18 protein-coding genes are annotated in these 20199 nt (G+C 69.8%); 8 read left to right on the forward strand and 10 right to left on the reverse strand.

What is annotated here, in order from left to right; translation table 11 throughout:
* The first annotated feature begins 10 nt into the window (after positions 1-10).
* The gene (locus ABD156_RS20485) at positions 11-922 is read left to right on the forward strand and encodes a LysR substrate-binding domain-containing protein (protein WP_344275703.1); all 912 of its coding nucleotides are present in this window, start codon (positions 11-13) and stop codon (positions 920-922) included.
* Between the two features lie 253 nt (positions 923-1175).
* Here ABD156_RS20485 and ABD156_RS20490 read toward each other — a convergent pair whose 3' ends face one another.
* Positions 1176-2423, reverse strand: a complete 1248-nt coding sequence (locus tag ABD156_RS20490) for a flavin-containing monooxygenase (protein ID WP_344275706.1) — start codon at positions 2421-2423, stop codon at positions 1176-1178.
* A gap of 226 nt (positions 2424-2649) precedes the next feature.
* Between ABD156_RS20490 and ABD156_RS20495 the strand changes: the two genes are divergently transcribed.
* The 6 genes from ABD156_RS20495 (at position 2650) to ABD156_RS20520 (ending at position 9317) form a co-directional block, all read left to right on the forward strand.
* Positions 2650-3072 carry a RidA family protein gene (locus tag ABD156_RS20495; RefSeq protein WP_344275709.1) on the forward strand — a complete coding sequence of 141 codons (423 nt, stop codon included), beginning with the start codon at positions 2650-2652 and terminating at the stop codon, positions 3070-3072.
* On the forward strand, positions 3069-3746 hold the full coding sequence (locus ABD156_RS20500) for a DUF1028 domain-containing protein (RefSeq protein ID WP_344275712.1): 678 nt from the start codon (positions 3069-3071) through the stop codon (positions 3744-3746). Before ABD156_RS20495 ends, ABD156_RS20500 begins: the two co-directional genes overlap by 4 nt.
* Positions 3746-4870 (forward strand): M20 family metallopeptidase, encoded by a 1125-nt coding sequence (locus tag ABD156_RS20505; RefSeq protein WP_344275715.1) that lies wholly within the window; start codon positions 3746-3748, stop codon positions 4868-4870. The genes ABD156_RS20500 and ABD156_RS20505 overlap by 1 nt, the downstream gene beginning before the upstream one ends.
* A gap of 26 nt (positions 4871-4896) precedes the next feature.
* Complete coding sequence (locus tag ABD156_RS20510) at positions 4897-6303, forward strand: aspartate ammonia-lyase (protein WP_344275718.1); 1407 nt, start codon at positions 4897-4899, stop codon at positions 6301-6303.
* Between the two features lie 154 nt (positions 6304-6457).
* Positions 6458-7801 carry an MFS transporter gene (locus ABD156_RS20515; RefSeq protein WP_344275720.1) on the forward strand — a complete coding sequence of 448 codons (1344 nt, stop codon included), beginning with the start codon at positions 6458-6460 and terminating at the stop codon, positions 7799-7801.
* Between the two features lie 34 nt (positions 7802-7835).
* Complete coding sequence (locus ABD156_RS20520) at positions 7836-9317, forward strand: APC family permease (protein ID WP_344275723.1); 1482 nt, start codon at positions 7836-7838, stop codon at positions 9315-9317.
* Here the strand turns inward: ABD156_RS20520 and ABD156_RS20525 are convergent.
* From ABD156_RS20525 to ABD156_RS20555, 7 genes are all read right to left on the reverse strand, one after another.
* The gene (locus tag ABD156_RS20525) at positions 9314-10168 is read right to left on the reverse strand and encodes an SAM-dependent methyltransferase (RefSeq protein WP_344275726.1); all 855 of its coding nucleotides are present in this window, start codon (positions 10166-10168) and stop codon (positions 9314-9316) included. The genes ABD156_RS20520 and ABD156_RS20525 overlap by 4 nt on opposite strands.
* Positions 10169-10226: 58 nt before the next feature.
* On the reverse strand, positions 10227-10901 hold the full coding sequence (locus tag ABD156_RS20530) for a hypothetical protein (protein ID WP_344275729.1): 675 nt from the start codon (positions 10899-10901) through the stop codon (positions 10227-10229).
* A 189-nt stretch (positions 10902-11090) separates the two neighbouring features.
* The gene (locus ABD156_RS20535) at positions 11091-11612 is read right to left on the reverse strand and encodes a dihydrofolate reductase family protein (RefSeq protein ID WP_344275732.1); all 522 of its coding nucleotides are present in this window, start codon (positions 11610-11612) and stop codon (positions 11091-11093) included.
* Between the two features lie 53 nt (positions 11613-11665).
* A complete protein-coding gene (locus ABD156_RS20540; protein WP_344275735.1) occupies positions 11666-13291 on the reverse strand; it encodes a dipeptide ABC transporter ATP-binding protein in 1626 nt (541 codons plus the stop codon).
* 4 nt (positions 13292-13295) lie between these two features.
* Positions 13296-14984 carry an ABC transporter substrate-binding protein gene (locus ABD156_RS20545; protein WP_344275737.1) on the reverse strand — a complete coding sequence of 563 codons (1689 nt, stop codon included), beginning with the start codon at positions 14982-14984 and terminating at the stop codon, positions 13296-13298.
* 19 nt (positions 14985-15003) lie between these two features.
* Positions 15004-16005, reverse strand: a complete 1002-nt coding sequence (locus tag ABD156_RS20550; RefSeq protein WP_344275740.1) for an ABC transporter permease — start codon at positions 16003-16005, stop codon at positions 15004-15006.
* Complete coding sequence (locus ABD156_RS20555; RefSeq protein WP_344275743.1) at positions 16002-16943, reverse strand: ABC transporter permease; 942 nt, start codon at positions 16941-16943, stop codon at positions 16002-16004. Before ABD156_RS20555 ends, ABD156_RS20550 begins: the two co-directional genes overlap by 4 nt.
* Before the next feature lie 322 nt (positions 16944-17265).
* Between ABD156_RS20555 and ABD156_RS20560 the strand changes: the two genes are divergently transcribed.
* Positions 17266-17916 carry a S1 family peptidase gene (locus tag ABD156_RS20560; RefSeq protein WP_344275746.1) on the forward strand — a complete coding sequence of 217 codons (651 nt, stop codon included), beginning with the start codon at positions 17266-17268 and terminating at the stop codon, positions 17914-17916.
* Positions 17917-18015: 99 nt separating this feature from the next.
* Here ABD156_RS20560 and ABD156_RS20565 read toward each other — a convergent pair whose 3' ends face one another.
* Both ABD156_RS20565 and ABD156_RS20570 read right to left on the reverse strand, forming a co-directional pair.
* Complete coding sequence (locus tag ABD156_RS20565) at positions 18016-18531, reverse strand: GNAT family N-acetyltransferase (RefSeq protein WP_344275749.1); 516 nt, start codon at positions 18529-18531, stop codon at positions 18016-18018.
* Positions 18532-18586: 55 nt separating this feature from the next.
* Complete coding sequence (locus tag ABD156_RS20570) at positions 18587-20173, reverse strand: acyl-CoA synthetase (protein WP_344275752.1); 1587 nt, start codon at positions 20171-20173, stop codon at positions 18587-18589.
* Positions 20174-20199 lie beyond the last annotated feature (26 nt).

Here is a 20199-nt window from a genome sequence, read left to right on the forward strand (position 1 = left end):
GGATGTCGGCATGAGCGAGCCTTCCTTCACCCTCGTGCAGCTTCGCTACTTCGAGGCGGCGGCGCGGCACTTGAGCATGACTGCCGCGTCGAAGGAGCTGATGGTGTCGCAGTCGGCTGTTTCGACGGCGATCGCGCAGCTGGAGAAGGAGATGGGCGTGCAGTTCCTGCTGCGCCACCACGCCCGCGGGCTCAGCCTGACCACCGCCGGCGAGGAGTTCTACAAACGGGTGCTGGATTTCCTGGCGCACGGGGCGGAGCTGGTCGAGACCGCGCGGCAATCCGGCACCGATCTGGTCGGCACGCTGACCGTCGGCTGCTTCACCACGCTCGCGCCGTTCCGCCTGCCGAGCCTGCTGGCCGAGTTCGAAGCCCGGCATCCGCGGGTCCACGTGTCCCTTCGCGAGGGTGAGCACAAGGCGCTCAAGAGCGCTTTGCGGGCTGGCGAAACCGAGCTGGCGATCCTGTACGGGTACGACCTCGACGACGACATCGACCGCGAGGTGGTCGGCACCGCCGCACCGTACGCGCTCGTTTCGGAGGACCACCGGCTCGCTCGGCGGAAGAGCCGGAAGGTGTCGCTGCAGGAGCTGGCCGAGGAGCCGATGGTGCTGCTCGATCTGCCGCACAGCCGGGAGTATCTGCAGTCGATCCTCAGCGACGCTGGGGTGTCGCCGCGGGTCCGGCATCGGACCAGCGGGTACGAGACGGTGCGGGCGCTGGTGGCTTCCGGGCACGGGTTCGCGTTGCTCAACCAGCGTCCGCCTGCTGACACGACTTACGCGGGAGCGAGTGTCGTGCCGCTCGCGCTGACGGATGAGGTTCCGTCGTTGGAGATCGTCCTGGCCGCTATGCGCGGGGTGCGGCTTACTCGGCGGGCGCAGGAGTTTCGGGAGTTGTGCCGGGCGATGTATTCCTCGTGAGTGTTTGTGCCGGTGCTGACTGGCACAAACACTCACGAGTCCGTGGTGCTCTGCGGGTTCGGGTTGTGCGCGGGGGTTCTCGCCCCGGTCGACGGGCCCGGCGCGCGGTGCCCGCGGTGCCGAGGTCCGTGAGGGGAACCCTGACGGAATCAGAGTCCCTCAGGGTTCCCCTCACGGACTTTCGCGGGAGCGGAGCCGCACTGCAGGCAGCCAGCCCGGTGTCCGCTCCAACCCGCGCAAACACTCAGACCGTTCACGCCCAGTGGCTCTGGTACCCGCGCTGAATCGCCACGTGGTCGGCCACGAACTTCGCGTCGTGCCACACCCCCCAGATGAAACTCGACCCCCGCCGCGCCAGCCACGGCAGGCCGAGGAAATACACCCCCGGCTCCACAGACACCCCGCGACGGTGCTTCGGCCGCCCGTTCTCGTCGAAGGCGTCCACCTGCAGCCAGCTGTAGTCGACCGCGAAACCGGTCGCCCACACGATCGACGTCACTCCGGCCGCGGCCAGATCCAGTTCCAGCACCGGATCGGTGACGCACGCCGGGTCCGGACCCAGCTCGCGCGCGGACGGTTCCTCCGGCAGGTCGAGCCCGTTGCGCGCGGCGTAGGCGTCGGCTTCGTCAAGCAGGGCAAGGTAATTCTCGTCGCCCGCCGCGATGTTCTTCGCCAGGTCCGTCGCGAAGGCGAGCTTGCCGTCGGCGTACGCGCCGGTCATGCCGACGAGCGTGATGCCGAGCCCGGCCAGCGCGCGGAAGTCCACGGTGTGCCCGCCGCGTGCGCCGCTGACCGCGATGGTCACGTGTTCCGCTCCGGCGGGCGGCGTTTCGGCGTCCCACTTGCCCAGAACGCCGAGCCACCAGCAAAAGTCGCGGTCGCGGTAGCTGCGCGGCGGACGGTCGTGCGGACCGACGGACAGGTACACCTCGCGTCCGGCGCGGCGGAGCTCCTCGGCGATCTGCACGCCCGACGAGCCCGCGCCGACCACCAAGACCGCGCCTTCGGGCAGCTGCTCGGGGTTCCGGTAGCCGCTGGAGTGCAGCTGCACGGGACCGGCGTCGGCGGGCACGATCGGCGGGATTACCGGGCGCTGGAACGGACCAGTGGCGGCGATCACGAACCGGGCGTCGATGGGTCCGTCCGAGGTTTCGACGCGGAATCCGGGCCTGCCCTCGTGCCGCCGCACGGACGTCACCTCGACCCCGGTGCGGACCGGCGCGGCGATCTTTTCCGCGTATGCCTCGAAATAGTCCGCGACCTGGTCCTTCGACGCGAATTCGCCGGGGGCCACGTCGGGGAACTCCAGGCTGGGAAACCGGTCGTGCCAGGCGGGGCCGTTCGCGACGAGCGAGTCCCACCGTTCCGAGCGCCAGCGTTCGGCGATCCGGCTCCGTTCCAGGACGACGTGCGGCACGCCGCACTCGGTCAGGTGCTCGCTCATCGCCAGGCCGGCCTGTCCCCCGCCCACGACGAGGGCCTCCACCTGTTCGCTCGACATCCCAGACCTCCGCTCCGGCTTCAGCGCGGTTCAGCGCCGTCTCTCCGGATCCTCACGGCCCGCACTGCTCGTGTCCAACAGATGTTTCCGGCACTCAAGATCTGTTTCAGAGATGCAGAGTGCATCAGAAGAACAGATGCATTGGTCCGGAAAGATCTACTGGACAGAACCTCGGCCGCGCGGTCAGGCTGAGGCGTCCGACGACCGCCGCAGGGAAGGCCACGCAGTGACTGTCCACCGTCGCATCCGCCCGTTCAACACGCGGGACACCTACCCGGAGCAGAACCTCGACAACGACCTCTGCCAGGCCGTCGTCGCCAACGGCACGGTCTACGTCCGCGGCCAGATCGGGCAGGACCTCGACACGAGCGAATCGGTCGGGATCGGCGACGTCGGCGCGCAGGCCGAGCAGGCGATGGCGAACATCGAGATGCTGCTCGAAGAAGCGGGCAGCCGGATGGAACACCTGGTCAAGCTCACGATCTACCTGGTCGACCCGCGCTACCGCGAAACTGTCTACCGCACCGTCGGGCGCTGGACCAAGGGCGTGCACCCGATCTCGACCGGCGTGGTCGTGTCCGCGCTCGCCCGGCCGGAATGGCTGTGCGAGATCGACGCCATCGCGGTCATCCCGGAGGAGGAGAAGTGACCTTTTCGATCGTCGCCCGCGACACTTCCGGCGGCACCGTCCGGTTCGGCATCGCGGCCAGTTCGTCCAGCCCGGCAGTCGTCGCCCGGGTCGCGCATCTGCGTCCGGGTCTCGGCGCGGCGGCCTCGCAGAACATCACCGACCCTCGCCTCGGCGGGCGGCTGCTGGACCGGCTCGCCGAGCACGGGGATCCGGAGAAGGCGCTGGCCGAGGTCACGTCTTCGGCGGACCACATCGAGTACCGGCAGCTGACTGTGCTCGGCCAGACCGGGCCCGGTTTTGCTTACAGCGGCTCGAAAACCCTCGGCACCCACGCGTCGGCGACGGCGGACGGCGTGGTCGTGGCGGGCAATATGCTGGCCGGTGCGCACATTCCCCAGTCCATGGTGGACGCTTTCACCGGCGCGACCGGCGAGCTGGAGCAGCGCCTCGTCGCGGCGATGCGGGCCGGGCTCGCGGCGGGCGGAGAGGAAGGTCCGGTGCGGTCGGCCGGGCTCGTCGTGGTGTCCGCTGCTGAGTGGCCGGTCACCGATCTGCGCGTGGACTGGGCGGACGAGCCGATCGAGGCACTCGCCGAACTCGTCGACGTCTGGCTCCCCCAGCGCGACGACTACGTCACCCGCGGCCTGAACCCCGCCGCCGCACCGTCGTACGGCGTGCCGGGAGACGAGTGATGGCCGCACCCAAAGCGGCGGCCCGCGCCGCGGTCGAACGGCATGCCGACGAGCTGATCCAGCTGTCCGAGCGGCTGCACGCCGACCCGGAGACCGCGTGGGAAGAGCATCGGGCGGCGGCCGCCGTCCCGGAACTCCTCGACCGGGCGGGGTTCGCGGTTTCATCGAAGTACCTCGGCTTGGACACCGCGTTCCACGCCAGCTTCGGCTCCGGTCCCCGGCGGATCGCGCTGTGCGCCGAGTACGACGCGCTGCCTGGCCTCGGCCACGCCTGCGGACACAACCTCATCGCGGCCAGTTCCATCGGTGCCGCCCTAGGACTCGCGACGGTCGCCGACGACCTCGGGATCACCGTCGAGGTCTACGGCACTCCGGCCGAAGAAGGCGGTGGCGGGAAGATCGAACTGCTGGAACGCGGCGCTTTCGCGGGCGTGGACCTCGCGATGATGGTGCATCCCGCGCCGGTGGACGTCGCCGAAGCGCGGCCGTTCGCGGTCAGCCACTCGAAAATCTCCTACACCGGCAAGTCCGCGCACGCCGCCGCTTACCCCGAGGCCGGGGTCAACGCGGCCGACGCCTTCACCGTCGCCCAAGTCGCGATCGGGCTTCTGCGGCAACAACTTCCGGCGTCGGCGCGCGTGCACGGCATCGTCACGCACGCCGGAGACGCTCCCAACGCGATTCCCGAGCACGCGTCCGGCCGGTGGTATGTCCGCGCCGAGACACTGGCGGAACTGTCCGAATTGGAGCCGCGTGTAATGCGCGCCTTCGAGGCTGGTGCGCTGGCCACTGGCTGTGAGCTGAGCGTGGAGCCGGAAAGCAAGCCGTACGCCGAATTCCGCGCCGACGAAGCCGCTTTGGCCGCCTATCGCGCGAACGCGCTCGAACTCGGCCGCGAGTTCGCTCCGGACGGCACGGCGTCGCGGATGAACCGCGCGTCGACCGACATGGGCAACGTCTCGCAGGTCGTGCCCGCGATTCATCCCTACATCGGCATCGGGTCGCTGCCCGCGATCAACCATCAGCGCGAATTCGCCGCGCACTGCGTCGGCGGCACCGCGGAACGGGCCCTGCTCGACGGCGCGATCGCGCTGGCGTGGACCGGCGTAGACCGTACTTTTTGAACCCTCCTGAACCGGGAAGGACACTGATGTCCAGCACCCGCTCCGAGCACGACATGCTCGGCGAGATCAGCGTGCCCGACGACGTCTATTACGGCGCGCACACCGCCCGTGCGCTGGTCAACTTCCCCATCACGCGCGAAACCCTCGCCGACCGGCCGCATCTCGTCACCGCGCTGGCCGCCGTCAAGGAAGCCGCCGCGCGCGCCAACGCGGAGGTCGGTGCTCTCTCGCCGGAACAGGCCGCGGCGATCGTTCAGGCGTGCGCGGAGATCCGGGACGGCCGCCTGCACGATCAATTCGTCGTCGACCTCATCCAGGGCGGAGCCGGGACCTCGACGAACATGAACGCCAACGAGGTCATCGCCAACCGCGCCCTGGAGCTGCTGGGCCACGCCCGCGGCGAGTACGCGGAACTGCACCCGCTCGACCACGTAAACCTCGGCCAGAGCACCAACGACGTCTACCCCACCGCGGTCAAACTCGCGCTCGACCGGCATCTCGCCGAACTCCTCGCCGCGCTGTCCGGCCTGCGGGAAGCGTTCGCGGACAAGGCGATCGAGTTCGGCGACGTCCTCAAGATGGGCCGCACCCAGCTGCAGGACGCCGTCCCGATGACGCTCGGCCAGGAGTTCGGCGCGTTCGCCGCGACGCTCGGCGAGGACGAACAGCGGCTCGCCGAAGCCCGGCTCCTGCTGCACGAACTGAACCTTGGCGGCACGGCGATCGGGACCGGCCTCAACGCGCGTCCTGGGTACCGAGAACGAGCCGTCGCGCACCTGCGCGAGCTGACTGGGATCGCGACACTCGTCTCCGCACCCGACCTCATCGAGGCGACCCAGGACGTCGGCGTGTTCGTGCAGCTGTCCGGCGTGCTGAAACGCGTGGCGGTCAAATTGTCCAAGATCTGCAACGATCTCCGGTTGCTCTCGTCCGGGCCGCAGGCCGGGTTCGGCGAGATCGCGCTGCCCGCGCGGCAGGCCGGGTCGTCGATCATGCCGGGCAAGGTCAACCCCGTGATCCCGGAGGCAGTCAACCAGATCGCCTTCGAGGTCATCGGCAACGACGTCACGATCACGCTCGCCGCCGAAGGCGGGCAACTGCAGCTCAACGCCTTCGAACCGATCATCGCGCGGGCGCTGACGGCTGGCCTCGACCACCTCACCGCCGGGGCCCGCGTGCTCGCCGAACAGTGCGTACGCGGCATCACCGCGCGAAGAGAACACCTGGCCGACCTCGTCGCTACCTCGACCGGGCTGGTCACCGCGTTGAGCCCGGCACTCGGCTACGAAACCGCGTGCACGCTCGCCTTGGAAGCACACCGAACCGGGCGTCCGGCGCTGGAACTCGTGCGGGAACGGCGGCTGCTGACCGACGACCAGGTCCTCGCGCTGACCACCCCGAAAGCCCTCACCGGCGGACCCGCCCGCACGTAAACGCTGGGTTTCACCGCCATCAGACCCTCGTATCGGCACAGCTCAGCGCCTCTGCATAAGCCGAACAGATGCATTGCTTTGCTTATTACTTCTTGTTAGATGCCGTGGGCCGCTCTTAGCGTCCTCCCGAAGAACCGGTCCAAGGAGGCCACTCATGACCGCATCCGACGCCTCTCCGGCGCCAGACCTGGCCGACCAGAGCGCCGATCCCGCCACGCTGCGCCGCAGTGTCGCGGCCGGCGCCGTCGGCGTCTTCGTGCACTGGTTCGACTGGGCCGCCTACGCCTACCTCGCCGGCACCATCGCGTCCGTGTTCTTCCCCGCGGGCAACTCGACCGCCGGGCTGCTCGCGGTGTTCGGCGTCTTCGCGGTGTCGTTCGGGATCCGGCCGATCGGCGCGCTGATCTTCGGGCCGCTGGGCGACAAGATCGGCCGCAAGCGGACGCTGTCGGTGGTCATCTTCGTGATGTCCGGCGCGACTCTGGTGATCGGCCTGCTGCCCGGGTACTCCACGATCGGCATCGCGGCCCCGATCCTGCTGGTGCTGCTGCGCCTGTTGCAGGGCCTCGCGGCAGGCGGCGAATTCGGCAGCGCGGCGAGCTTCCTGGCCGAGTACGCGCCGCGCCGTCGCCGCGGATTCGGCGTCAGCTGGCTGGAAGTCGGTTCGCTGCTGGGATTTCTGGCCGGTTCGTTCGTGTTCCTGCTGCTCTCGATCGGCCTGACGGACGCGCAGCTGGCGTCGTGGGGCTGGCGCGTCCCGTTCCTGATCGCCGCGCCGCTCGGCATCATCGGGTTCGTCATCCGCAGCAAGATCGAGGACACCCCGGAGTACCGCGCGCTCGAAGCGACCGACAACGTGCCGCGCAGCCCGGTCCGGGAACTGTTCCGCCACAACAAGAAGCAGCTCCTGCAGGCCGCTGGCTTGATGACCATGATGCACGTGCCGTTCTACGCCGTGCTCACCTACCTGGTCACCTACGAAACCGACTACCTCGGCCACTCGTCCGGAAGCGCGGCGGCGCTGTCCACGGTGATCTCGCTCGTCGGACTGTTCCTCGTGCCCTTCTTCGGCCGCCTTTCCGACCGCGTCGGCCGTCGGCCCATCCTGATCGGCGCGGGCGTCGCGCTGTTCGTGCTCGCCACCCCCGCGTACCTGCTGATGCGCACCGGGCTCGTCGGAACCTGGATCGGCGGGCTCGCGCTCGGCGCCATCCTGGCGGCGATTCTCGGCACCTACGCGGTGTGGTCCGCGGAGATCTTCCCGACGCGCACCCGCCAAAGCGGGCTCTCGATCGCGTACAACATCACCGCGGCGCTGTTCGCCGGCACTGTGCCGTACCTGATGACTGTCCTGATTTCCGCTACCGGCAGCACTCTGGTGCCCGGGCCGTACCTGATGGTCGCGGCGGCCGTCGGTCTCGTCGCCGCGTTCTCGATGCGCGAGACCGTCGGAACTCCGCTGCTGCACAAGGAAGACCTGGAGAACACCGAAGCCTGACTCCTCCCCCTCGATTCACCAAAGGCGGTGAAGCGTGTCCGAACCCACCTTCGTCAACAGCGAATCCGGAAACCTGCGCCGGAATCTGCGCCGGATCGACTCGATCTTCCTCGCGATCGCGGCCATCATCTCGGTGGACACCATCGGCCAGATCGCGACTTCGGGGGCGGAGGCGGTCACCTGGACCGCCGTGCTCCTGGTGCTGTTCCTGTTCCCGTACGGGCTGGTCATGGCCGAACTGGGCAGCGCGTTCCCCGCGGAGGGCGGCCCGTTCGTCTGGCTGCGGCTCGCGTTCGGGAAGCTGCCCGCCGCGCTCGGCACGCTGCTGTACTGGATCACCAACCCGGTGTGGCTGGGCGGATCGATCACCTTCCTCGCCGCGGCGACCTGGCAGCAGTATCTGGTTCCCGCCTCGCCGGGCGGGTTCGCGGACTACGCGTTCAAGCTGATTTTCATCTGGCTGGCGATCCTCGGCGCGGTGGTGAGCCTGCGGTACGGGAAGTGGTTCATCGCCGCCGGGGCGCTGCTGAAGGTCGGTCTCGTGGTGCTCTTCGCGGTCACCGCGGCGATCTATGCGGCCCGCCACGGCGTCCAGGGCTCGCTGGCCTTCTCGCCGACTATCGGCGGATTCCTCGCTGTGGTCCCGGTTTTGATGTTCGCGCTGGTGGGCTTTGAAGCGCCGAATGGTGCGGCCGAGGAGATGCACAACCCACGTCGCGATATCCCGGTCACTGTCGGAGTTTCGGGTTTGGTGTCGGCGTTGTGCTATCTGGTGCCGGTGTTCGGCATCGTGCTGGTGATGCCGGCGGACAAGATCAACGGACTCGGCGGCTTCCTCGACGCGGTGCGCCAGGTGTTCTCGGTGTACGGCGGCGCTTCCGGCGCGATGCTGACGCTCGCCGCGGTCGTGTTCGTCTTCGTCCTGCTGAACCAGGGCTGCTCGTGGATGATCGCTTCGGACCGCATTCAGGCGATGGCCGCCGTCGACGGGGCGTTTCCGCGGTGGTTCGGTGCTTTCCACCCGAAGCTGAACACGCCGTTGCGGGTCAACCTGCTTTCCGGCGTGGTGGCGACTGTGTTCACGGTGGTGGCGACGATTGTGCAGAGCAGTTCGGCGTCGGCGGTGTTCGCGGTCGTGCTGAACATCGCGGTGAGCACGTTGCTGCTGTCGTACCTGCTGATCTTCCCGACGATCCTGGTGCTGCGGCGGAAATACCCGTCGGTCGAACGCCCGTTCCGGGTGCCGGGCGGACGGGTCGGGCTGTGGGTCAGCGCGGTGCTGATCTACGCGTGGATCCTGCTCGGCGCGTGGCAGACCGTGGTGCCGGGGGTGCTCGACCGGATGCTCGGGGTGCCTTACGACTTCGAGGCGAAGTGGGGCGTGTCGCGGCTGACCTTCGAACTGTTCACGGCCGGGACGCTGGCGGTGCTGATCGGGTTCGGGTTCGTCGGGTATCTCATCGCCCGTCGGCAGCCCGCGCCAGTCGCGGAAATCCCCCAGCCGACCACGGCTTAGACCTTCCGCCCCACCACACCCGCCACGCATCGGGCCGCGTCGCTCAGCGGCTTCAGCCGAGGCCCGTCCTGCCACCACTCGTCCGCGACCGACAAGCCGGGGCCGTCCGTCCGGCTCGGCGGGAGAAGCTCCAGGCCGGGCAGCATCGCCTCGATCTCCGTCCGGGTGCGGAACCGGCCGGCGCCGAGCGGTCCGGACACCAGGATCTCCTCGATCCGCTTCGCGACCGCGGTCAGCTCCGGCACCTCGGGGTCGTAGAAATGCGCCATCGCGACGTACGAACCGGGCGCGAGGGCGTCGATGTACTCGCGCATCACCTCGACCGCGCCGTCGCCCTCGTAGTGGTGCATCGTGCCGATGTGCAGCAGCGCGACCGGCTCCGAGAAGTCGAGGTACTCGCGCACCGTTTCGTGCTGCAGCACCGCCTGCGGCTCGAAGATGTCGGCCTCGACCATGTGCGTGAAGTCGTTGTCCTCCAGCAGCGCGCGGCCGTGCGCGAGCACCACCGGGTCGTTGTCGACGTACACCACGTGCGCGTCGCGGTGATAGCGCTGCACGATCTGGTGGGTGTTCTCGGCCGTCGGGAGGCCGGAACCGCAGTCGAGGAACTGCCGGATGTCGGTCTGGCTCGCCAGCATCCGCAGCACGCGGTTGTGGAAGCCGCGGTTGCCGCGGGCGATGTGCACCGCCTCGGGGACCGCCGTGCTGATCTTCTCCATCACCGCGCGGTCCACCTCGTAGTGGTGGCTCCCGCCGAGGAACCCGTCGTAGATCCGCGCGATGCTCGGGCGGTTCGGGTCCACCCCGACCGGCACCTGGCTGGGCGACAACGGGGACGACGAGCCGGTCATGGACACCTCGCGGAGCAGTCGGTCGACAGTGGCCTACTGAGAGTAGTACTGCCGCCGCTCAGCCGTGCCAGCGGCGCGGCTGGTCGCCGTTGTCGCCGCCCCATTGCTCCATGTACGAGCTGACCGCCGAGCGGAACGCGTCTCCCATCGGGTCGCGCGGCTGGTTCCGGCTGTCCTGCTGCGGGTCCTGCGTCGGCTGGACGCGCGGCGGCGGCGCGGTCGTCGCGGGACGGCTGCTGGCCCGGACGATCGTGTCCCGCACCTGGCCGCTGGCCGGGCCGGGGGACGCGCTCAGCGTGCTCACCGCGGGCGGCGCGGAAGAAGTCGTGTGCGCCGGAGCGGGCGGCGGCTGGACGGGCTGCGGATCGGCCCCGCCGGACGTCGACGGCCACAACGCCCACGAGCCCAGCCCCGCACAGAGCACCACTGCCGCACCGGCGAAGACGCCGTAGCGCGCGGGCCGTCGCTGGGCCGGCGGCGCGGTCTGCGCCGGCTTCGCGGGCGGATCCGCGGCGGGAACCGGGCCGCGTTTGGCGAGCTGTTCGGCCGGCGAACCGGTCGAAAGGTCGAGGACCCCGCCGAACGCCGAGGTCGTCTCGGTGCCGCTCTCGGCCCGGGGACGCACCAGCGGCGGGGGTTCGCTGCCGTCGATCCGGGGCATCGGCGCCGTCTCGGACAGCCGCACGAGATTCGCGACCGACTCGAGGTCGCTGCCGGACTCCGGGTTCCCCATCCAGACCTCCACCCCGCCGGGGCCGCGCGTCCGCGGCACTTCCGGCGCCGCAGATCCTAGGGACCCCCGGTCCGCGCTGTAAACCCGCCTCGGACGTGATCCAGTGCTCTCGACGGGTTTCTGCCCCGGGATGCGGCCGTTTCCGGTCGAAACCGACGCCGGCAGCCCGCCGATGAGGACCGCTGACGCTCAGCGCAGCACGCGATACCGAAGGCTCGTCCCCTGCTGCGCCAGCAGCTCCAACCGCACCGGCGACCCTGCCCGCTCGAACAACCGCACGCCTCCGCCGAGCAGCACCGGCATCACCATCACCGCGACCTCGTCCAGCAAACCCGCCTCCACACAGGCCCGCCCGACCGAAGCACCCAGCACATTCACCGTCTTCTCCCCCGCCGCCGCTCGAGCCGCCGCGACGCCTTCCTCGAGAGACGAACAAAACGTCACCCCGGGCACCGCCGGCGCGACACCCCGGGTCAGCACCACCTGCGGCCCGTCCCACAAGCCGCCGAAGGCCTTGCCCTCGGCTTCGGTGCCGCGATAAGGGTCGTCGCCGGAGAAGGTCCGGCGGCCGACCAGCAGAGCGCCAACCTCCGCGGCCAGCTCGTCCGCCGAGGCGTCCCCGGTGTACGGCGCGAGCCATCCCATGTCCCCGCCCGGCCCGGCGATGAACCCGTCCAGCGACATCGCGGCGGAGTACAGCAGCTTTCCCATGTCAGTCCCTTCCGTTTTCCGTACCGACTCCCGGAAGGGCGCGAACTCATCGGTCAGCCGGACAGCGCGCGCCAAGCCTCCCGGCGTTCCCGCTGCCGTTCCGGGTCCGCGACCGGCGCCGCCGCGACCAGCCGGCGGGTGTAGTCCTCCCGCGGCGAGCCCAGCACCGACGCCACCGGACCCTCCTCGACCACCTTGCCGTGATGCAGCACGACAACCCGGTCCGCGACCCGCTCCACCACCGCCAGGTCGTGGCTGATGAACAGGCACGCGAACGCCAGTTCCCGCTGCAGGTCCGCCAGCAGGTCCAGCACCGAAGCCTGCACCGAGACGTCCAGCGCGCTCGTCGGCTCGTCCGCGATCAGCAGCCGGGGCCGCAGCGCCAGCGCCCGCGCGATCCCGACGCGTTGCCGCTGCCCGCCGGACAATTCGTGCGGGTACCGGCCGCTCCAGCTCGGATCCAGGCGCACGGCGGCGAGAAGTTCCGCGACCCGCTCCCGGTGCTCGCCGCGTTCGCCGTGCACCACCAGCGGTTCGGCGATGCTCGCGCCGATCGTCGCGCGCGGGTTGAGCGCGGAAGCCGGGTTCTGGAACACGATCCCGATCTGCCGCCGGATTTCCCGCCGCTGCCGGGCCGACGCCCGCGCGATGTCCACGCCGTCGACCTGCACGGTGCCTGCCGACGGCGTGACCAAACCGGTCAGCACGGACGAGATCGTGCTCTTGCCCGAACCGGATTCGCCGACGAGGCCGAGCACCTCGTCGGTCCCGATCGTGAGGGAGACGCCGTCGACCGCGCGCACCGGCGGAGCCCCGCCGCCGACCCGGTAGGTCACCGCCAGATCGGTCACCGAAACCAGCGGAGCCGACGTCGGCCGCACCGCACCAGCAGGCGCGGAACCCAGCGACAGCACCGAATCCAGCAGTTCTCGCGTGTAGCCGGCCTGCGGTGCGGCGAACAACCCGGCCGCCGTGTTCTGCTCGACCACCTCGCCGTCACGGAGCACCACGACCCGATCCGCGACGTCCGCGACCACGCCCATGTCGTGCGTCACCAGCAGGATCGCCGTGCCGAGCCGGTCCCGCAGCGACCGCAGCAGCTGCAGGATCCCGGCTTGCACGGTGACGTCCAGCGCCGTGGTCGGCTCGTCCGCGATCAGCAGCTTCGGATCGTGGATCAGCGCGATCGCGATCACCACCCGCTGCAGCTGCCCGCCGGACAGCTCGTGCGGGTAGGCGCGCAGCACGCGCCGCGCGTCCAGCTCCACGAGCTCCAGCAGTTCCCGGGCCCGTTCCCGCGCCACTGCCCGAGACACCTTGCGATGTGCCCGGACGGCGTCCACGAGCTGCGTGCCGATCCGGAACACCGGGTTCAGCGCGCTCATCGGCTCCTGGAACACCATGCCGATCTCGCCGCCGCGCACCGCGCGCAGCGCCGGACCGTCCACTGTGTACAGATCGCGGCCGTCGAGCACCGCGGAACCGGTCACCGTCGCGGTGTCCGGCAGCAGGCCGAGCAGCGACAGCGCGGTGACCGACTTGCCGGAACCGGACTCCCCGACGAGGGCGACGACCTCGCCGGGGTGCACCTCGAAGCTCACCTCGCGGACCGCGACAGCGTCGAGGGTGTCGCCGAACCGGATCGAGACGTCGCGCAGGGACAGCAGCTGCTCGGACACGGGATTACTTCGCCAGGCCCATCTGGAGGTAGTTCGGGTACGCCGGGAACGCGCCGATCGCGAAATTGCCGACCTTCGCGCCGTGCAAGAACGAGTTGCGCGTGTAGATCAGCGGGATCACCGGCGAGTCCTGCATGATCCGCTTGTCCGCCTTGGCCCACAGCTTCCCGGCCGCCGTCGGGTCGACCGTGCCCTGCGCCTGCGCGATCAGCGCGTCCACCTCCGGCACCGAGTAGCGCGCCTCGTTGTACCCGCCGTTGCCGATCTCCGAGGTGCCGAACAACGGCTCGATGTTGGCGTTGGCGCTCGGGAAGTCCGGCTGCCACGAGCCCAGAGTCAGGTCGTAGTTGCCGTCGTTGCCGGTGACCAGCGTGGTCCACGCCTCGTCGTCGAGCGGGCGCAGCTTCGTGCGGATTCCCGCGCGCTGCAGCGCGGCCTGGATCGCCTGCGCTTTGTCCGCCTCGTTGTTCGCCGTCGACACCGGGAAGTCCAGGTTGTCGATGCCGTTCGGGAAACCCGCCTCGGCGAGCATCTGCTTCGCCTTCGCGACGTCTCCGTTCGGCGGAGCCGGGTAGAGGTCGTACACCTCGCGCCCGGCGATGCCCTCGGTGATCAGCGTCGTGGCGATCGGGCCGGCCAGGTCCGCGCTGCCCGCGGCGGCGACCTGGTAGGCGGTCTTGTCCACGGCGTACTGGAACGCCTGGCGCACCTTGGGATTCGCCAGCGGGCCGCGCTTGGTGTTCAGCGCGAGGTAGGCCAGCGCGCCGGACTTCGACGTGACGAGCTGGTTCTTCGCCGCCGGGTTCGTGCGGATCTGCGCCAGCTGCGCCGGATTCACGAACGACGAGCCGAACGCGAACGCGTCGTTGCCCTGGCTGGCCAGCAGCCGCTTCGCGACGACGCCGGTGTCCTGGCCCATCTGGATCACGACCGCGTCCGGCAGGCCGGTGCGCGCGAGGTCGGTCTTGGCGTCCCAGTTCGGGTTCCGGACGAACTTGACCTGCACGCCCTTCTGGTACGACTCGACCTGGTACGGGCCGGACGCGACCGGCTTCGTGTCGTAGGTCGCGTCGGTCCCCTTGCCCTTCGGCACCGGCGCGAACGCGGGCATGCTCGCGATCCACGGCCAGTCGCCGTACGGCCGGGCCAGGTGGAACACGATCGTCTTCGGGTCCGGCGTCTCGATCGACGCGAGTTCGCCGCCCTTGAACGGGCCCTTGTAGCCTGCCGCGCCGTCGAGCAGGTTCTTGTGGTAGCTCAGGCCGCCGGAGAACGCCGGATCGAACGACCGCTCGATGCCGTGCTTGATCTCGGCGCTGGTGATCGGCGTGCCGTCGGCCATCTTCAGGCCGTCCTTGAGCGTGTAGGTCCAGGTCTTGCCGTCCGCGCTCGCCCGGCCGGTGTCGGTGGCGAGGTCCGGGACCACGGTGGCCGGGCCGTCCTCGGCGGTCTTCCACGCGGTGAGCCGCCGGTGGATCAGGCTGATCGTGGTGATCGCCAGGTTCTGGCTCTTCGCCGGGTCGAGGTGCTGCGAGGTGGTGTCGCTGAGGATGTACAGCGTGCCGCCGGACGCCACCGCGACCGCGCCCCCGCCGCCGGACTGCTCGTTCGCGTTGCACGCGGCGAGGAACGCCCCTGCCCCGGTGACCGTGGCGGTGATGCCCAGCGCCTTCAGGAAGTCCCTGCGATCCATGGTTTTTCCGTTCCCTTTCTCAAGAACCGAGCCGAGCGCGGGGGTCGAGGACCCCGTAGAGCACGTCCACCGCGAAGTTCGCGAGGACGACGAAGAAGGCGGCGAACAGGCTGACGCCCATCAGCACCGGAAGGTCCACCTGGTGCACGGCGTCGACGAGCAGCCCGCCGAGACCGGGCAGCGCGAACACCCGCTCGGTGATCACCGCGCCGCCGAGCAGCGCGCCGAGGTCGACCGCGAACACCGTCACCACCGGCAGCAACACATTGCGCAGCGCGTATTTCCCGACGACGGTCCGCTCCGGCAGGCCGACCGCCCGCGCGGTGCGGATGAAGTCCTCGCCCATGATTTCGAGCATCTGGCCGCGCGAGAGCCGGGCGTACACCGCGGCGTTGATGAACGCCAGCACCAGCCACGGCAACACGAGGTGCCACGCCCAGTCGACCGGGCTTTGCGCGAACGTCACGTAGCCGCTCACCGGCACCACGTCGAGGGTGAAGCCGAAGAGCAGAATTCCCAGCAGCCCCACCAGATACGCGGGCGCGGACACCCCGGCGAGCGTCACCGTCATCGCGGCCCGGTCGGCGAACTTGCCGCGGCGCAGCGCGGAGAACACGCCGGTCGCGACGCCGGCGATCAGCCAGATCACCGACGCGCCGATGGCCAGCGAAACCGTGATCGGCAACCGGTCGCCGATCAGCGCCAGCACCGGTTCGCTCTGCTGGAACGAATACCCGAAGCAGGGCGCGGAGCAGACGATCGCCGTCACGCCGGTGCCGAACGTGCGGCCGGTGAAGATGCCGCCGAGGAAGTCGAAGTACTGCTGGATCCACGGCTTGTCGAAGCCCATGAACTCCCGCGCCAGCGCCAGGTTCTCCGGCGTGCACGGCTTGCCGCAGGACATGAACGCCGGGTCGGTGGGCAGCAGGTAGAACACCGCGAAGGTGCCGAAGCTGACCACGAGCAGCACGCCGAGCATGCCCAGCAGGCGGATGCCCACGAAACGCAGAGTGCGGTTCACCGGCGCACCGCCGTCTTCGGGTCGAGCGCGTCGCGCAGCCCGTCGCCGAGCATGTTGAACGCCAGCGTCGCGACGAACAGCGCGGCGCCGGGGAAAATGAGGAACATCGGATCGGTCTGCACCCAGTTGATCGCGTCGCTGATGGAACGGCCCCAGCTCGGCGTCGGCGGCGGGATGCCGACGCCGAGGAACGACAGCGCGGCTTCCAGGCCGATGTTGGCCGGGATGCTCACCGTCGCCAGCACGATGATCGGCGCCCACAGGTTCGGCAGCAGCTCGCGGCGGAACACGTGCACGCCGCCCGCGCCGAGTGCGCGGGCCGCCCTGACGAAGTCGCGGTTGCGCAGGCTCAGCGTCTGCGCGCGGACCACCCGGGCCACGCGCGGCCAGCCGAACAGGCCGATCACCGCGATCAGCAGCAGCGGCCGCGGGATCGACTGCGGGGCGACCGCGCCGAGCGCGATCATGAAGATCAGCTGCGGGAATCCGAGGAGCACGTCGGTCACCCGGCTCACCACGGTGTCCCACCAGCCGCCGACGTACCCGGCGCTCGCCCCGAGCAGCACGCCCAGCAGCATCGACACCGCGGTCGCGGCGAGCCCGATCAGGAACGACGTGCGCGCGCCGTACGCGACGACCGCGAAGAGGTCCCGCCCGGTCAGCGGTTCGACGCCGAACCAGTGGCTTCCGCTGATCCCGCCGAGGAATCCCGCGCCGGTGCCGTCGGCCGGATTGAGCAGTTCGGTGTGGTACGTGTACGGATCCTGGCCCTCGATCAGGGCGAGCAGGGGAGCCGCGAGAGCGGTGACGATCACCAGCACGATGACGACCGCGCTGGCTTGCGCCCAGCGGTCGTGCCGCAGCGCGCGCCACAGGTTCCGGGAGGCCGGAGCGGCCGCCGGGACCCCAGCGCCGCCCGGGGACAGGATGTCGGACAACGGTTCCCTATGCAGATCAGCGTTACTTGACGACGTGACAGTAAAGAACGCGAAGGAAATTCACCACGACGGCGGCGCCCGTCCCGGATCGTGAGACATCGCCGACGTCACACCTCCCCCGGGAGTTCGTGCTGTTCGCGCAGGTCACCGGCGGTCGCGCGGCCCGGGTCAGTGTGCCGTGCGGACAGGCGTCCGGCCAGTGTTGTTGTCACCCGTTCGGAGGCAGTCCCGGGGCAGCAGGCTGACTCCGTTTGTGCCGCCGTCCGCCCGGCGCTGGACTGGCCGCACGTAGCCAGTCTCCTGTGGACGGAAGGACCTGCCGATGTTGCGCTGCTCGCGCCGCAAGCTGACCGGAGTGCTGATTGCCGCGGCTTCGGCCGCCTTGCTGGTCAGCCCTCCCGCCTCGGCGGTCACCGCGGCGGTGAACGGCGGCGACGCGATGTACACCGTCTCGCCGGGGCCGGGGCGCGAGCCGTACTACTGCTCCGCCGGGTTCGCGATCCTCGTCAAGGACGTCCGGTACCTCCTCACCGCCGGGCACTGCACCGAGCACGGGCTCGATTGGAAAGACATCGGCCGCAACGTGGACAGCCACTTCCCGGTGACCGACTACGGCCGCGTCGAGAACCCGTCCGGCTCCGGGCACAGCCAGGTCGACCTTTACGACGGCAGCACCCAGCGGATCCTGCGCGCGGGCACGCCGGCGGTGGGACAGTTGGTGTGCCGGAGCGGCATGACCACGAAGAAGACGTGCGGAAAGGTCTTGGGCCTCAACCAGACCGTGAACTTCGGCGACGGCAAGCAGGTGGTGGGGACGATCGCCACCGACATCCCGGTCGGGGCAGGCGACAGCGGCGGCCCGTTGTTCTACGCCGGGGTCGGCTACGGGGTGCTGTCCGGCGGGAACAACCAGGTCAGCTTCTTCCAGCCCTTGCCGCCGGTACTCGCCGCTTACGGTGCCACGCTCGCCTGATCTCCGGGTTCGTGAGGGGAACCCTGACGGACTCTGATTCCGTGAAGGTTCCCCTCACGGACTTCTCTGGGTGCGGGGACGCGAAGCTGGGCGCGAACGCTACGCGACGGCGTCCGCGTCGAGAGCGATCCAAAACCGGTCCTCGCCGCGCCTTCGGCCGTCCGGGACCCCGCCGTTGGACAGGATCGCCCGGCGCGAACGCTCGTTGTCCGTCTCGCAGGTCAGCAGCACGCGGTCGAGCCCGAGCCGGCGGCACTCCGCGAGCCCGGCCGTCAGCATCCGCGTCGCGTGGCCTTGTCCGCGCCACGGGGAAACCACGTGGTACCCGATGTGGCCGCCTGCCTCGGCGAGGTCGGCCGTGAGTTCGTGCCGCACGACCAGAGTGCCCAGGTAGTACTCGCCGGAGACGTACCAGAAGAGCGTGGAGGGCACTCCCCAGCGCGGCTGCACCTCGCGCCGCGCGGCGACGAACCCGGCGAAGTCAACGCTCGCCGCGTCCAGCCAGTCGGTCGGACGGCCTTCGTACAGGCAATCCACCTGCTCGCCGACGAGGTACGACGTGCGCACCTCAACCGTGGGCAGGACAAGGCGGGGCGGCTCGACGAGACGGATCATCGGCCCAGTCTCGCTGCCGATCGCCCGGCGCACAGCTCATTTTCGCCTCCGCGCTTCACCCCTGCGCCAGTCCGGCGTGCCCCTCGCGCAGCGCACGCTTGACGATCTTCCCGCTCGGGTTCTTCGGCAGCGCGTCCACGAACACCACGTACTTCGGGCACTTGTAGCCCGCCAGGTGTTCGCGGGCGTGCGCGAGAACCTCGGCTTCAGTGAGCGTGACGCCTTCGCGCGGCACGATCGCCGCGGTAACCGCCTCGATCCAATGTGGATGCGACACCCCGAACACGGCGACCTCGGCGATCCCGTCGAGCAGGTACAGCGCTTCCTCGACCTCGCGGCTCGCGACGTTCTCGCCGCCGGTCTTGATCATGTCCTTCTTCCGGTCCACCACCGACAGGTAGCCCTCGTCGTCGAGCACGCCGAGGTCGCCCGAGTGGAACCAGCCGCCTTCGAAGGCCGCGGCGGTTTTCTCCTCGTCCTCGTAGTAGCCGAGCGTCGCGTGCGGGCTGCGGTGCACGATCTCGCCGACCTCTCCAGGCGGCAGCTCGCGGCCCTCCTCGTCGACGATCCGGGTCTCTACGTTGATCGACGCCCGGCCCGCCGAACCCGCCTTCGCGAGCTGTTCGTGCGGACGCAGGATCGTGGCCAGCGGGGCCATTTCGGTCTGGCCGTAGAAGTTCCACAGCTGCACGTCCGGCAGCCGGCGCGAGAGTTCGCGCAGCACCTCGGCGGGCATCGGCGACGCGCCGTAGTAGCCCTTCCGCAGGCTGGACAGGTCCGTCGTGTCGAACGCCGGGTGCCGCAGCAGCGAGATCCACACCGTCGGCGGCGCGAACAGCTTCGTCGCGCGTTCGCGTTCCACCGCGGCCAGCAGCGCCGCCGGGTCCGGGCCGGGCAGGATCACGCTCGTCGCGCCGAGGTAGACGTCGACCGACAGGAAGCAGTCCAGCTGCGCGCAGTGGTAGAGCGGCAGGGAATGCACCTCGATGTCGTCGCCGGTCATGCTGCCGTCAAGCGCACATGAGACGTACTGCGCGATGAGCGACCGGCTCGACAGCAGCACGCCCTTCGGCCGCGATTCGGTGCCGGAGGTGTACATCAGCCGCAGCGGATCGTCGTCCGCGACGAGCACCGCCGGAGCGGTTTCGTCGCCGGGCTCGTCGATCCAGTCCGCGACGCTCTCCCAATCGCCCGTGCCGCCGATCCGCCCGCGCAGGACATCGGTGCGGCCCGAGCGCTTCAACGCCTCCGCCGCGGTGTCGAGCAGCGCGTCCTCGGCGATCAGCCCGGACACTCCGGCATGGCCCAGGATGAACGCGACTTCCTCCGCGCCGAGCATGAAGTTCACCGGCACCAGCACCACGCCCAGCTTGGCCGTGGCGAACACGAGCACCGCGTACTCCCAGCAGTTGCGGCTGAGCAGCGCGAGCCGGTCGCCCTTCGCGAGGCCGTGGTCGGCGAGCCGGTGCGCGCAGCGGTTGACCGCCGCGTCGAACTCGCGGTAGGTCGCCCGTCGCTCGCCGGAGACGATCGCGAGCTTGTCCGGGAGGCGCAACGCGGTGCGCCGCAGGAGATCCCCGACGGAATGCTGGCGGGCGTGCTGGATCGCTTCCGCCGTTTCGGCGCTGAACGGGCTCGGCATAGCCGGAGTCTCATCCACCGGCGCGG

The organism is Amycolatopsis albidoflavus, assembly GCF_039525725.1.
GTDB lineage: Bacteria > Actinomycetota > Actinomycetes > Mycobacteriales > Pseudonocardiaceae > Amycolatopsis > Amycolatopsis albidoflava.

Excerpts from the sequence above, each read along its gene's own strand:
- ABD156_RS20485 (WP_344275703.1), top strand. The coding sequence starts at position 11 with ATGAGCGAGCCTTCCTTCACCCTCGTGCAGCTTCGCTACTTCGAGGCG.
- ABD156_RS20490 (WP_344275706.1), bottom strand. The coding sequence starts at position 2,423 with ATGTCGAGCGAACAGGTGGAGGCCCTCGTCGTGGGCGGGGGACAGGCC.
- ABD156_RS20505 (WP_344275715.1), top strand. The coding sequence starts at position 3,746 with ATGGCCGCACCCAAAGCGGCGGCCCGCGCCGCGGTCGAACGGCATGCC.
- ABD156_RS20510 (WP_344275718.1), top strand. The coding sequence starts at position 4,897 with ATGTCCAGCACCCGCTCCGAGCACGACATGCTCGGCGAGATCAGCGTG.
- ABD156_RS20515 (WP_344275720.1), top strand. The coding sequence starts at position 6,458 with ATGACCGCATCCGACGCCTCTCCGGCGCCAGACCTGGCCGACCAGAGC.
- ABD156_RS20525 (WP_344275726.1), bottom strand. The coding sequence starts at position 10,168 with ATGACCGGCTCGTCGTCCCCGTTGTCGCCCAGCCAGGTGCCGGTCGGG.
- ABD156_RS20530 (WP_344275729.1), bottom strand. The coding sequence starts at position 10,901 with ATGGGGAACCCGGAGTCCGGCAGCGACCTCGAGTCGGTCGCGAATCTC.
- ABD156_RS20535 (WP_344275732.1), bottom strand. The coding sequence starts at position 11,612 with ATGGGAAAGCTGCTGTACTCCGCCGCGATGTCGCTGGACGGGTTCATC.
- ABD156_RS20545 (WP_344275737.1), bottom strand. The coding sequence starts at position 14,984 with ATGGATCGCAGGGACTTCCTGAAGGCGCTGGGCATCACCGCCACGGTC.
- ABD156_RS20560 (WP_344275746.1), top strand. The coding sequence starts at position 17,266 with ATGTTGCGCTGCTCGCGCCGCAAGCTGACCGGAGTGCTGATTGCCGCG.
- ABD156_RS20565 (WP_344275749.1), bottom strand. The coding sequence starts at position 18,531 with ATGATCCGTCTCGTCGAGCCGCCCCGCCTTGTCCTGCCCACGGTTGAG.
- ABD156_RS20570 (WP_344275752.1), bottom strand. The coding sequence starts at position 20,173 with ATGCCGAGCCCGTTCAGCGCCGAAACGGCGGAAGCGATCCAGCACGCC.